11 protein-coding genes are annotated in these 13,822 nt (G+C 46.2%); 6 read left to right on the top strand and 5 right to left on the bottom strand.

Going from position 1 to position 13,822, the window contains the following annotated elements; all coding sequences use genetic code 11:
• The first annotated feature begins 95 nt into the window (after nucleotides 1-95).
• From ACYVFD_RS29240 to ACYVFD_RS29225, 4 genes are all read left to right on the top strand, one after another.
• On the top strand, nucleotides 96-938 hold the full coding sequence (locus tag ACYVFD_RS29240) for an ABC transporter ATP-binding protein (RefSeq protein ID WP_461094065.1): 843 nt from the start codon (nucleotides 96-98) through the stop codon (nucleotides 936-938).
• Nucleotides 939-1,030: 92 nt separating this feature from the next.
• Complete coding sequence (locus tag ACYVFD_RS29235; RefSeq protein WP_461094064.1) at nucleotides 1,031-1,822, top strand: hypothetical protein; 792 nt, start codon at nucleotides 1,031-1,033, stop codon at nucleotides 1,820-1,822.
• Between the two features lie 2 nt (nucleotides 1,823-1,824).
• Nucleotides 1,825-2,196, top strand: a complete 372-nt coding sequence (locus ACYVFD_RS29230) for a GntR family transcriptional regulator (RefSeq protein WP_461094062.1) — start codon at nucleotides 1,825-1,827, stop codon at nucleotides 2,194-2,196.
• 71 nt (nucleotides 2,197-2,267) lie between these two features.
• Nucleotides 2,268-3,008, top strand: a complete 741-nt coding sequence (locus ACYVFD_RS29225) for a hypothetical protein (protein WP_461094061.1) — start codon at nucleotides 2,268-2,270, stop codon at nucleotides 3,006-3,008.
• A 278-nt stretch (nucleotides 3,009-3,286) separates the two neighbouring features.
• Here the strand turns inward: ACYVFD_RS29225 and ACYVFD_RS29220 are convergent, their stop codons facing one another.
• Together ACYVFD_RS29220 and ACYVFD_RS29215 are read right to left on the bottom strand one after the other, a co-directional pair.
• Nucleotides 3,287-3,619 carry an STN domain-containing protein gene (locus ACYVFD_RS29220; protein WP_461094060.1) on the bottom strand — a complete coding sequence of 111 codons (333 nt, stop codon included), beginning with the start codon at nucleotides 3,617-3,619 and terminating at the stop codon, nucleotides 3,287-3,289.
• Between the two features lie 63 nt (nucleotides 3,620-3,682).
• Nucleotides 3,683-6,088 carry a TonB-dependent receptor gene (locus ACYVFD_RS29215; protein ID WP_461094059.1) on the bottom strand — a complete coding sequence of 802 codons (2,406 nt, stop codon included), beginning with the start codon at nucleotides 6,086-6,088 and terminating at the stop codon, nucleotides 3,683-3,685.
• A gap of 174 nt (nucleotides 6,089-6,262) precedes the next feature.
• On the opposite strand from ACYVFD_RS29215, the gene ACYVFD_RS29210 reads away from it, so the two are divergent.
• Complete coding sequence (locus ACYVFD_RS29210; RefSeq protein ID WP_461094058.1) at nucleotides 6,263-6,742, top strand: PepSY-like domain-containing protein; 480 nt, start codon at nucleotides 6,263-6,265, stop codon at nucleotides 6,740-6,742.
• Nucleotides 6,743-6,818: 76 nt separating this feature from the next.
• Here the strand turns inward: ACYVFD_RS29210 and ACYVFD_RS29205 are convergent, their stop codons facing one another.
• The 3 genes from ACYVFD_RS29205 to ACYVFD_RS29195 are packed head-to-tail and all read right to left on the bottom strand — an operon-like array spanning nucleotide 6,819 to nucleotide 12,564.
• On the bottom strand, nucleotides 6,819-8,198 hold the full coding sequence (locus ACYVFD_RS29205; protein ID WP_461094057.1) for an efflux transporter outer membrane subunit: 1,380 nt from the start codon (nucleotides 8,196-8,198) through the stop codon (nucleotides 6,819-6,821).
• A gap of 15 nt (nucleotides 8,199-8,213) precedes the next feature.
• Nucleotides 8,214-11,390, bottom strand: coding sequence for an efflux RND transporter permease subunit (locus tag ACYVFD_RS29200; RefSeq protein ID WP_461094056.1), 3,177 nt, complete (start codon nucleotides 11,388-11,390; stop codon nucleotides 8,214-8,216).
• 22 nt (nucleotides 11,391-11,412) lie between these two features.
• Nucleotides 11,413-12,564 carry an efflux RND transporter periplasmic adaptor subunit gene (locus ACYVFD_RS29195; RefSeq protein WP_461094055.1) on the bottom strand — a complete coding sequence of 384 codons (1,152 nt, stop codon included), beginning with the start codon at nucleotides 12,562-12,564 and terminating at the stop codon, nucleotides 11,413-11,415.
• A gap of 231 nt (nucleotides 12,565-12,795) precedes the next feature.
• Here ACYVFD_RS29195 and ACYVFD_RS29190 point away from each other — a divergent pair, with 231 nt between their 5' ends.
• On the top strand, nucleotides 12,796-13,617 hold the full coding sequence (locus tag ACYVFD_RS29190) for an SDR family NAD(P)-dependent oxidoreductase (RefSeq protein ID WP_461094054.1): 822 nt from the start codon (nucleotides 12,796-12,798) through the stop codon (nucleotides 13,615-13,617).
• Nucleotides 13,618-13,822: the final 205 nt, after the last annotated feature.

The following is a 13,822-nucleotide window of genomic DNA, read 5'->3' as shown; positions in this document are numbered from 1 at the left end:
CGTAAAAAAAATCGACCATAAACTTGACATTATAAAATTAATGCCCAAATATTGTAGTGTACTATTGCACTAGTGCACTATATGAAACAAGCACAATGATCAAACTTACAAACCTGACGTTTGGCTATACGCCGAAGAAACGAATTTTTCGGCAGCTCAATTTAACCTTACACCCCGGGACTTTATACGGTTTATTAGGTAAAAACGGGGCAGGTAAATCAAGTCTTCTACGATTAATGGGTGGTATGCTTTATCCGGAAGCCGGAAATGTTCTGGTTGCTGGCTTTGAACCAGCCAAACGTCAGGCCGCCTTTTTACAGGAGATTTATTTCATCCCCGAAGAAATTTATCTGCCCTCCGTAAGTCTCCAGCGCTACATTGATCGAATGGGGCCTTTTTATCCAAACTTTAGTGAGGCACAGTTTCGTCGTTACCTCACAGAGTTTGATGTGCCACAGGATCATAAACTTACCGCCATGTCGTATGGGCAGAAGAAAAAGGTCATCATCAGCTTCGCATTGGCCACTAATACCCGTGTTTTGATCATGGATGAACCGACCAATGGACTGGATATTCCATCGAAAAGCCAGTTCCGTAAGATTGTAGCCTCCGCCCTCGCACCCGATCGGTTGATGCTGATCTCAACGCACCAGGTTCGGGACCTGGACAACCTGATCGACGCGGTCATTGTTGTGGATGACAGTGAAATTCTACTCAATCACTCCTTAACTCAGATAGCCGATCGCTTACTGTTCCATACCGTATCATCGCTTGACCAATCCGAGCGAGTGCTGTATGCTGAACCATCGCTACGCGGGCAAGCGGTAGTTCTGGAAAACCTAACGCAGGAAAACAGTAAAGTGGACCTGGAACGCTTGTTCAATACCGTACTTTCCAATCGCGAACGCATCAAAACCCTTTTCCACGAATCACTATGACGATGTACTCAATAACGTTGTTGTTGGCCGCACTGGCAGGTACGGTAATCCATTATTGTTTTCACTGGATCTTCTTTCGATAAGCTAAACTCATGAATCAAACCTTGAATCTCCGCCGTTTTGGCCTGGTTTTACAATTGCATCTGTCCGAACATATTCGATCATACCTATTGAGAGTCGGCGTCTTAGTTGGCGTCTGGATTATTACGCTAGCGCCAAGCACGGCCCGAACGACCCATTTTAGCGAAAATTTGTACCGATTCCACGGCATTTTATTCAGTTTTCTGTTTGGTGGGTCTGGGGCCTGGTTTGCCAGTGAAATCTTTCGAGCCGTGAGTTCACCGATCCGGGGCATCCCACAACTGATGCTACCAGCCTCGCAATTGGAAAAGTATCTGGTCGGCTTAGTGATGCTCTTTTTGTTCGTACTGGTTTTTATTGGCGTTTTTTACACCGTAGAAGGAATCTGTTTCTCGATTATCAATGCCCAGGTACCTACAGTCGAGCCTCGTTATACATTGCTTAATCTACTGGGACCTCATATTCCTTTCGACCTTCGGTATCTATCCTGGCTCACCCCTACTTTTTTCCTGCTAGGGTCCATTTATTTTGCCAAAGGTGCGTTTATCAAAACAAGTGCGATTGGCTTCCTGCTTTATTTCGCTATCATTTTCCTGAACGAGTTGCTGGTCCTCCAGTTTTTCCCCGAACGCGAACATTACGGTACTACGCCATTTTCGGAGGTATTTTTTCTAGAAAATGGCCGTCGCTATGACATCGAACTCATGGGATTACCTAAACTCATTATTACGACAATCTTGCTACTACTTCCGCCAAGTTTGTGGGGTATTGCGTATGTTCGATTTAAAGAGAAACAGTTGTAACTATGGATTTTCGCGATACACAAGTTATCTATTTGCAAATCGCTGATTATGTCTGCGAGAAGATTCTACTTGGGCAATGGCCACCCGGTGAACGCATTCCATCGGTACGAGATTTGGGAGTCGAACTGGAAGTAAACCCAAATACAGTTATCCGGACCTACGATTTTTTACAGCAGAAGGCCATCATTTTCAATAAGCGAGGGATCGGTTATTTTGCGGCTGAGGATGCCGTAACTCAGATTAAAGCCTACCGTCGCGACCAATTTTTCGAAAATGAACTGCCCGTTTTTTTTCGCACCTTGTACCTGCTCAATATTGATATGACCGAGATTGAACAGCGGTACGAGGCCTTTGTTAAAGCTGAGTTTAACTGAACAACATTCATTTCTACGCTTTAGGCAAGAATCATCTTGACATCAGTCACTAGAGCCAACATTATTTGACAATGAAAACAAGTGATAAATTATTAATAGCTAGCGCATTAATCAGTTTGGTGGCACTGGTTGGTTCAACTGTTGCCCTTCGAAGAGAACACGATAAAATTGATTTTAACGATCCATTTTATGGGTATGAAGCAGTACCTATTAAACCGTTTAAGGTGCTTAGGGTAGAAGGAAGTCTAAGCGGTATCAAGCCTCATAAAAACGCACCTGGTTTAGACGGCAGCACTGAAAATCCAACTTATAGCAGTACGAATCTAGGCGTTCAGGCGGGAAAAGCATTTGAAATTCGCACGCAAAAAAACAATAAAATTCGATTTACCTACCGCTCCGTAGGCGATACGTTGTTCATTCAATATGAACCCGAATTTTCTCCATGGCGTATTTCAGCTGAGAAAACTTTTGCCGCGTCGTCTTTTGCTTATGTGATTGTACCATCACTAGTGGGCTTAATTGCTACTAGCTCGACCTGTAGACTAACGGGAATAACCACAGAAAACGTATCGATTCAGGCCACAAATGCGCACGTGTTGCTTGCCAACAGTACGATCAACCAATTAACCTCAAATGGGCAACAGGGCAGCCTCGTCCAGACGACCGCTACCAATCATATTCATTCCGCCTTGATTACGTCTCGGGACAGTACTAGTTTTATCGCTGAGCGGAATGTTTTTGATTCAATTACTATGCAAAACGACAGTATGGCAATTCTTAAAATTCCAGCATCCTTGTTGAAAAAACTTTAGTACCTAAGCCAAGTCCCCAATCCACAGATGGCAAGACGCTTAAGGATGCTTATCACGATTAACATGGTATTGACTTGGGGATGGACCATTTTCATGGGAATTTTTGCTACGCAGGCAAACGGCCGACTAGCGGGTTGGCTAATTGGCTTCAGCCTTAATATAGGGCTAGGAGTGTACTATAGCTACGTAGAGAAACGGCCAAAATCTGTGAAGGAATGGCTAAAAATGTAAACCTAGTTTTGGTACTATCAACTACAGTCAGAGCGGATCAATTAGTTCTAATGAACTACTGACGTTTTAAACAGAACAATCCGTCCACCCACAATTCGGTAGGTTAGTGCTTGCGGTTTTAGAAGGTCATTCAGCGCTTCGTTCAACGGCTTAGCTTTTGAAAAGATGGTAACCCGTTGATTAACATTGACGAATTTTGAACTGTAGACAAATCGAGCCGATGTCTGCTGGTTAATCTGACTTAGAACCACCCGGAGAGGCTGCCCATCAACGTTAAGCGTAACGGGGCGATTTAGTAACGGCTGAGCGTTACTTTTAAACGCTGCCGAAAAGCTAATACTGATAAGTAGCAGGAACAAGTGGGCAGGAGACAAGTTCATGCGTTCCAAAAATAAGTTAGCAGAAGGGGGGACGATGAGTTACGCTGTGCCTAGCCTAATGCGTTAAAGGCCATTCTCGAATTGCATTTTTTCGTCCGATCCTTTTTTGATCAGCCTTCCGAACCGGTAGCTAATACCGAGGTAAATGATTCGGGGATCACGTTGCCCGAGAGCCAGTTGTTTCAGGGTGGGTGTATCCAGTTCGGTCTTTTGTTTGAGGGTATTCAGCAGATTCGATGCGGTGAAGGTAATGGAGGCTTTCTTTTTGAATATATCTTGCCGAATGCCGGTATTGAACAAAAAACTGCCATAATTTTTACCTTGTGCCGTCAAACGGGCGGATCGATAATTGGCACTGATCTGGATGGAGGTAGTAGGTGTCAGGGTAAAGGTGCTGATGAAATTGGTATTCATGGAAAAAATGGAGCGGTTACCCACAAAACCCAGATTGGCGGCATTGATCTGATTATAAAAGAAATTAGTACTCAGATTGGCCGAGAAAAAACGGCCTGTATTCGCCGAAACAATTAGCTCCAATCCCGCCGATTTATCGTTCGATAAATTTTGGCTGGTTGTCAGTAAAACACTGTCACTCAGCGCTACCGTAACGGGTGTAAAACCATTCTGCTTATAGCGATAATATAAACTGGGCACAAACGAGAATACTTTATTTTGCCACTTATATCCCATTTCTACTGAGTGAATGATCTCGGGTAATAGCTTAGGATTGCCCGCCCGGATATTATAAGGGTCCTGGTACTCTGGAAACGGATTCAATTCGTCGCCATCCGGGCGGTGCACCCGGCGACTATAGTTGAGCTGCACTTCGCCCGTTTTTAGTTTATAGGCAAAATGTAAGGTCGGGTAGATTTTGAAATAATCATTTCGAACCGAAGAGTCCTGGTTTACCAACACCCCCGTAAACAGAGTTTGTTCGGCCCTTAAACCAAGCGTGTAGCTAAAAGCTCTATAGCTTTTCTGATACGTACCATAGAAAGCATGAATCGATTGGTTAGGCAGAAATCGGTTGGTTTTTATCGCATCCTTGACGAAGACATTTCGTTCGGGCACAAATGTTTCGCCATAAAAATCAAGGTCCTGCTGCCGAAACGTACCAGCATAACCTGCCTCCAGTTTTGAGCTTTCCGACAAGGGGTTTACATAATCAATTGTCACTTGCTGTTGCTTTTCCCCCTGACGAATCAAGGTGTTATCAAAGGTGGAAGCAGGGGCGGGGAAGGTGTACACATTATTAAAATGATTGTCTTCCTGCTCCTGTTGCTTGGAGATATTTATTTCCATCCGCAAGCTGTGATCCTCCTTTTTAAACCCGTGCTCCCAGAACACAGTACCATCAAATTCCCGCTGCCATTCCGGCCCCTGGCGTAGGCGGTCGTACTGGCTGGTTAGCTGATACGTCGCATCATAAAAATGCTTATTGATCTGATCACTTCGAGTGATCGCTCGGCTGGTAAAGTTGCCTGAAATACCAAATACGTTATGCTGATTGGGTGTATACTCTGCCCCTGCAGTGATCAAATGCGAAAGTGAAGGCGAGGCAGATTGCGTATGTTCAGTATAATAACTAGTTGTTGATAAGGTCCCTGCACCCAGGTACTGCCGGTCGATATCGTTATACCGAAGGCGCGTATCTTTCCGGATGCTGTAATTGGTAAATATATTTAGCTTTCCTGGTTTATAGTTTAGGCTAATACCCGCATTTCGCCGGTCGCGATTTCCGACATTGGCTAGTATGGTGCCATTCCGCCCTCCTTTCACATTTTTCTTCATTACGATATTGATCATGCCCGAGGTGCCATCCGGTCGATAGCGAGCCGATGGGTTGGTGATCACTTCGATTCGTTCGATGGCATTGGCAGGCAATTGTTGAAGTACTTCGGCCCTAGATTTGCCCATCAGGGGCGATGGACGGCCATTGATCAAAATCATTACATCCGATGAGCCCCGCAAACTTACCTGGCCGTCCATGTCAACCTCTACAGAGGGTACATTCTTTAAAATATCGCTGGCCGTTCCACTTTGGGACAGCAAATCCTGAGAAACATCGTATACTTTGCGATCAATAGCTGCCAGTACAAGTTCTTTTTTAGCCGTCACCACCACTTCCTGCATGGTGATCGCCAGAGGTTTAATCTCAATTCGGCCAGTAGTTACTTTTCGCTGATCAGCACTAACCGAAAGGGATGTATACACTTTTTCGTAACCAAGAAATGTGCTACGCAATAGGTATGTACCCGGTAAGATTCCATTCAGCAAAAATTCACCTTTCAGATTGGTAACCTGTCCATTAATCTGTGTACTATCACTCCGATTCAATAGTTCTACCGTTGCAAATTCAACAGGTGCTTTGGTGGATTTATCAACTATGATTCCGGTAATTGTTGTACCCACTTTTTGGGCGAAAGTGGTAGTGGAAACCAGGCAAAATAGTGTAAAGAGTAGTCTCATGCGTCAGGTTGGATCGATGTTAAGCCAAACCTACCGCATGAATCTAAAGGAAAACTAAAGCTATCTACCGTGTTTTAAGCGAAGCGAATAGGCTATTACTACTTTTCCAATTAGTTGGAAAACTTTAGTATTTCTTTAGAATCTCCCCGTTGATTTGATCAAAAAAACAACAATATGCAAAAGATCATGTTAGTCGGCGTGGCTATTCTCCTGTCCGGAGTATCGCATGCTCAGACCCTAAAGGAATCGGCAGTTCCCGCTGCTGTGAAGAGTTCGTTCACAAAGATGTTTCCCAATGCGAAGTCCGTCAAGTGGTCGAAAGAAAGCAAGACTGAATTTGAGGCTGAATTCAAAAACGGTACTTTGACCCAAGCTGCCAATTTCGATGCGTCGGGAAGCTGGGTCGTTACGGAAACGGAAATCAAAAAGGCGGAGTTGCCTGCTCCCGTAGCAAAAGCAATCGCCAAGGATTTCGCGGGCTATAAGACGGGAGAGTGTGAAAAGGTTGAAAAGCCGAATAAACCCATGTATTTTGAGCTGAAAGTTGAAAAGGGGGAAACGGGCTATGTGTTGGAGATTTCTCCCGACGGGAAAATCCTAAAGAAGGAAAAAGATGTAGAAGAGAAAGACGAGAAGGGAGAAAAGAACGATTAAAAGGATTAGCGACACTAGTACTAAACAAAATACCCCAATCAGATCTGATTGGGGTATTTTGTTTAGTAATGGCGGTCTATTGCCAGCCTCCACCCAGCGAACGGTATAGGTATACGATGGACTGCAATTGCTGAAGTTGATCATTGACACCGTTTAACTGAGCGGTCAATAAACTCTGCTGGGCCGTTAGAACTTCGGTGTAATTCGCCGATCCATACCGAACCAGTTGCTGCGTATAATTAACGGACTTCTCCAGGTTATCCAGTTGGCTGACTCGCGTCTGGGCTCGTTCCGTAGCCGTTTGGTAGGCCATCAAGGCATTCGATACGTCCTGACCTGCGTTTAATACCGTAGTTTGAAACGTTAACAGTGCCTGATGCTGAGTCTCTTGAGCAACTTGAAGCCTGGTTTTATTGATGCGCTGATTAAAAACGGGTTGGGTGATTCCGGCCGTTAAACTACCAATGAAGGAGCCTATCCCAAAAAACGAAGCATAACTAGAGTAGCTACCAGAACCAGTCAACGTAAGCGACGGGTAGAAATAGGTTCTGGCTACATTCGTCAGTTCATACGCATTACTGAACGCATACTCGGCAGCTAGCACATCGGGTCTATTGGCCAGCATTTGAGCAGGTATGCCGGTCGTTAGAGTCGTAATCGGCTGCTGGGCATTGAGGCCAGACCGAGCAATAGGGCCGGGTGGTCTACCGAGTAACCCATTGAGGAGGTTTTCGGTTTGCCAGATCGTTTGTTTCAACGTCGGAATCGTCGTCTGTACACCGTATTTACTAGCCTCGCTTTGAACAACCGCAGCGCCCGTAACCACATCTGCCTTTTTTAGGGCTTTCATGATATCTACTGTAGACTGCCAGTTTTTGACGCTTTCCTCGGTTAAAGCCAGTTGTCGATCCAAAGCCATCAAGCTATAATAGTTATTGGCAATATCGGAAATCAGGAGCGTTTGGACGGCTCGGGCATTGGCTGATGATTGTAATAAAGAAGCCAACTGCGCCTTTTTAGCGCTCCGGAACTTACCCCAAATATCGGCTTCCCAACTGGCAGTGAAACCGGTGTGATAAGCATGACTATGTGTCGTGGTGGCATAATCGGCGGGATTGGACGAACCATAATACGTTGTGCCCATATCTGCATTAACCGACGGATAGAAGGTCTGTTTGCTCTGCTCAAAATAAGCCCGCGCTTGCCGGGTAACGGAATAGGCTTTCTGTAGATCAAGATTATGACCAATCCCTTCGGCAATCAATTGCTGTAAAATTGGGTCGGTAAACACCTGATTCCAGTGTAGTTTGGCAATGGAATTAGTGTCGGTTTCCGTCACTCCTCTAAACAATTGCGTTGATCTAGGCAACGGTTTTTGGTACGGTTTCAATACCTGACAAGCATTGAACAGAATCAATGCGCCAACGAATAGAATAATCTTAAGTGTGGTTTTCATACGTATTGATATCGGCTATACAGGTGAGCTAACTTGAATCGTCGTTTGCTTCTTGTTTAGTTGCTCCCCTTCCTTTGCTGTTTTTTTAGGCTCGACCTTTTTTACCTTTTCCTGTAGCGTTTGAAACAGGATGAATAAGACCGGGGTCACGAACAGTCCAAACACGGTTCCGATCAACATACCACCAACGGCGCCAGTCCCGATAGCCCGGTTCCCATTCGCACCAGCTCCGGTAGCTATCATAAGTGGAATCAGGCCCAGAATGAAGGCGAAGGAAGTCATCAAAATAGGTCGCAGTCGGGCCTTGGCTCCATTGATGGCGGCTTCAACAATTGCCATTCCAGCCTGTCTCCGTTCAAGGGCAAATTCTACGATCAGGATCGCATTTTTCGAGAGCAGACCGATCAGCATGATCAGCGTGATCTGTAGGTAAATATTATTGCTGATCCCAAACAGATAGGCAAACAGGAATGCCCCGGCTATCCCGATGGGAATGGTTAGCAGAATAGACAGCGGCAGAATGTAGCTCTCATATTGAGCACTTAAAATCAGATACACAAACACCAGGCAGAGCAGGAAAATGTAGATCGTTTGGCTGTTACCGGATAGTTCCTGCCGGGTGATTCCCGAATATTCGTACCCAAATCCCTGCGGAAGTTGCTGGGCTGCCACCTGTTGAATAGCCGTAATGGCCTGACCAGAACTATAGCCTGTGTTGGGTGTCCCGTTAATGGCAATGGACGTAAACAGATTAAACCGGGTAATTGACTGCGGGCCGTAGTCCTGAGTGAGCGTTACGAATTCAGTAATAGGGACCATCAGCCCGGTGCTATTGCGCACAAACACCGAATTCAGGCTTTCGGGCGTCATTCGGTATTCGGGTGAAGCCTGCACCATTACCCGGTATTGCTGACCGAACTGAGTAATATTTGACGCATAAATACCCCCAAAATAGCCTTGCATGGCACCCGTAATGTCGGTAACAGCGAGTCCCGCTTCCTTAATTTTCGGCACATTTACATTCATCATGTACTGCGGAAAATTCGGATTGAAGGACGTCGTGGCAAACTGTATTTCAGGCCGTTCTGACAGAGCGGATAAGAAATCCTGGCTGATTTTAAAAAACTGAGCGATACTGCCCCCCGTTTTATCCTGCAATTGAAAGGCAAATCCGTTGGAAGCCCCAAATCCCTGAATCGTTGGCGGAGTAAAGAATTTAATGTCGGCCTCCGTGATACCCGCAGCTTTAGCTGTCAGCTCTTTGACAATTGCCTGAATATCCCGGCTCCGCTGCGTCCAGGGAATCAATCGCATAATCACCATCCCATAGTTGCTCCCACTTCCCGCCAACTGCGACCGACCATTGACGCCCAGAATATTTTTCACCTCCGGAACCGACCTTCCCAGTGCTTCGATTTTCCGGGTTATTTTATCAGTGCGATTCAGCGAAGCACCGGGCGGCAAACTGATGTTACAAATGACAACTCCCAGGTCTTCATTCGGCACAAATCCGGTTGGCGTCGCTCTAACAATGAAATACAGCAAACCAGAAAAGACTAGCAGAATCCCAATTGGAATCCATTTTTTTCGACTGAAAAACTGAATGGCCTGAACGTACCGATTACTCATCCGGTCAAAACCCGAATTAAAGGCCAGATAAAACTTTTGCAGGAAATTCAGCTTCTTTTGCTCCTGATCATGTCCTTTTAAAAACAGAGCGCATAAAACCGGACTCAAGGTCAGGGCATTGATGGCCGAAAGCACAATCGCAATGGCCAGCGTTAACCCAAACTGCTTGTAGAAAATACCCGACGACCCGCCAATAAAGCTAACTGGGATAAAAACGGCTGACATAACCAGCGTAATGGAAATAATAGCCCCTGAGATTTCTTCAAGCGCATCGATACTCGCCTGTTTCGCGGACTGATAGCCAGCATCCAGTTTGGCGTGTACGGCTTCCACTACCACAATCGCATCATCCACCACAATCCCAATCGCCAGCAGAATGGCAAATAGGGTAAGAAGGTTAATGGTGAAGCCGAATAGATTCAAAAAGAAAAACGTACCGACAATGGCGACAGGAACTGATATGGCCGGAATCAACGTCGAACGAAAGTCCTGCAGAAACAGAAAGACAACTACGAAGACCAGCACAAATGCTTCGAGCAGGGTATGCAGGACTTTGTCAATCGATGCATTCAGGAAGTCATCGGTGTTCTGTAGCGTTACCAGTTTAATCCCCGGCGGGAAATTAAGTGCAGCCGCATTCATGGCGGCCACCGTCTGTTGAATCACCTGGTGAGCATTTGATCCCGCAATCTGCGACACGTCAATCGAAATGGTGGGGTGACCATTCATGCGGGTCGTATTGAAGTAATTCAGCGCACCCAGTTCAATACGGGCCACATCCCGTAACCGCAAAATCCGGCTGCGGAGATTCGACCGGACCACGATATTTCCAAACTGAGTGGTATCGACCAACGTACCGGGATATTTGATAACGTATTGAAACGCCTGCCCTCCCCGCTCCCCAAACTGACCGGGTGCAGCCTGAATATTCTGTTCGGACAAAGCCGCTGTTATATCAGCCGGAACCAGACCATAGGATGCCATTTTCTGGGTGTTCAGCCAGATCCGCATGGAGTAATCCATCTGGCTCGGTAGCGAGGCATCCCCTACTCCCTGAATCCGTTTGATCACCGGCAGAATATTGATATCCGCGTAGTTTTGCAGAAAGGTTTGATCGTAAGCCGAGCTTTCACTGTACAGCGAATAAGTAAGCAGGCTGCTGGTTTGTTTCTTCTGTACAGTTACACCCGCTTTTGTCACTTCCTGAGGCAAAAGCGATGTTGCTCTGGATACCGCATTTTGCACATTGACAGCCGCCAGATTGGGATCACTTCCGATTTTGAAACTGATCGTGATATTGGCGGTGCCATCATTTCCCGCCGTGGACGTCAGGTAATCCATGTTTTCTACGCCGTTGATTTGCTGTTCCAGCGGAATAATGACGGTTTTTAGCACTACGTCGGCATTGGCACCGCTGTAGGTTGCCGTTACCTGAACCGTTGGCGGAGCAATGTCGGGGTACTGCGAAATGGGTAGGGTGAACAATCCAACCAGACCCAGGGTCACGATGAGGATGGAAACAACCGTGGAAAGCACGGGTCGTTCGATGAATTTCTGTAACATAATCGTCTTGTGGACAAAGGAGTTACGGATTGCTGTAGATTGAATCCGCATTCACCAGCTTTGGAGTTATCTGTAAATCTTCTCGAAGAGAGGCAACACCATCAACCACAATCTGCTGCCCAGCCTTAACGCCCTGACTAACGACGTAAAACTGCCCGGTGCTGGCGCTGACCTTCACTTCCTGGGATTTTACCTTGTTCGAGGGACCCAGTACGTAGACAAACAACTTGCCCTGAATCTGATAGGTCGATTTTTGAGGGATTAGAATAGCCGTATCGAGCGTTGTTGGGATTCTTACGATGGCACTACTTCCACTACGAACCAATCCGCCGGGATTCGGGAAGGTTGCCCGCATATTAATAGCCCCAGTTTTCGAATTGATTAGTCCACTTGCAGTTTCTACCTTTCCTTTTGCCGAGAGCTGTTCACCGTTAGCCAGGACAAGGATTACAGGCGGTAACGTAGTCAACTTTTGTTGCATGGTAGCTCCTTTGGCCGTGGCGAAAAAGTCTAATCCCTGCCGCTCATTAACCGAGAAATAGGCGTAAATCTGATCAATGTTCGATACCGTTGTCAATGGATTGAGGGTAGTGCTACTGATGAGACTCCCAATCTTATACGGCAAGATGCCAATCACGCCATCGACGGGACTATAGATGGTGGTATAACTCAGGTTTATGCGGGCATTATTGGCAGCCGCTTTCGCCTGAGCCAAAGCGGCCTGTTGGGATTCCAGGGTGTACTGAGCGCCTTTCAGCTGATAGTTACTGACGATATCCTGCTCAACCAGTGGCCGAACCTTATCCACCTGCATCTGGGCCGCATTCACATTGGCCAACGCAATTTTGATATTTGCTTCGGCAGTTCGTAAGTCCTGTTCGTACTGTGGGGCATTGATATGAAACAGAAGTTGCCCCTTTTTAACAGTTGCCCCTTCGTCGACGTAAATTTTTTCGACGTACCCGTCAATCTTGGGCCGTATCTCGACATTCTGAATTCCCAGAATGGAGGCTGGATAGTCCGCATTTGTTTCCGCTTTTCGGGGAGCCAGTTTCATGACCGTGTACGTCTTGGGCGGAGTCTTTGTCGTACCGGTATCAGCTGTCCCACAGGAGGAGACAATAGCTGTGGAAAGGAGGACTATATATAAATAGGTCTTGCTGGAGGTTGCCATATCCCATTTGGAGTGACTGCTGTGGTTGACCAAAGCCGTCATTCAATGATTATGGGTCAAAACTCCCGGTCAATTCTGAATTTTTTCTGCATGTGCGCTTACTCACTCACGCTTCAAAAAACGACTGCAAACGCAGTCTAGAAATGTGTCAATGATTCCGGGTTTTGTGTCAATCCTCCTCAAGGGCCACCAATACCTTTGTCACAGATTAATGCATAACAAATTAGTATCATGGCAAAAATAATTATGATTACCGGAGCCTCTCGGGGGTTTGGTAAAATCTGGGCAAAAGCCCTCTTAGAACGAGGTGATAAAGTGGCGGCAACCGCCCGAAAACTTGACGACTTAACCGATCTGGTAGAGCAATATGGCGACGCGGTTCTTCCGATTCAACTCGATGTAAACGATCGGGCGGCATGCTTTGACGCCGTCAATAAAGCAAACGAGCTTTTCGGTCGTATTGACGTATTGATTAACAATGCGGGGTATGGCTTATTTGGTGCCATTGAAGAAACAACCGAGCAACAGGCTCGCGCTCAGATGGAAACCAACTTTTTTGGGCTTCTTTGGGTGACACAGGCGATCATTCCAATCATGCGAGAGCAACAAAGTGGACATATCATTCAGGTATCAAGCTTCCTGGGATTGGTCACTTTGCCGGTTTTAGGGATTTATAATGCATCCAAATATGCCGTTAATGGGTTAAGCGAAACGCTGGCTTCTGAGGTTAAAAGCTTTGGTATCCATGTAAGTCTGATTGAACCGAATGGTTTTACAACGGATTGGTCGGGCGCATCCGCTTTTCAGACGGAACCGAAGGAAGTGTATGATCCTATTAAAAAAGCATTTGCCGAAGGAGCAGCCCCCGATACATGGGGCAAACCAGAAGCCACAACGACGGCCGTTTTGCAACTGATTGACAGCAAAAACCCGCCCTTGCATTTCCTGTTGGGGAAAATAGCCTATCCCGGTGTTAAACAAGTTTACGCAGAACGGCTTGCCGAGTTTGACGCCTGGAAAGACGTTTCGGTAGCGGCTCACGGTCATTTATAAACCAGTTAAAAAAATCTCTGTTATCCGCATCCACTCAATGAACTTGTGTGGATGCGGATGTATTTATCGAGGTATGAAACATTATAAGAATCTAGCTGATTTACACCGGGGTAATGGGTTTCCTCCTCCTGAGAATCCCTTGTTCAGTATCTATCAATGCACCAAAACCTGCTCGCTGGGTGACCGGGAATTTACCAGCGATTTT

It is taken from the genome of Spirosoma gilvum, assembly GCF_054776815.1.
The sequence above is the reverse complement of the archived record's forward strand: the minus strand, read 5'-3'. Positions and strand labels throughout refer to the sequence as shown.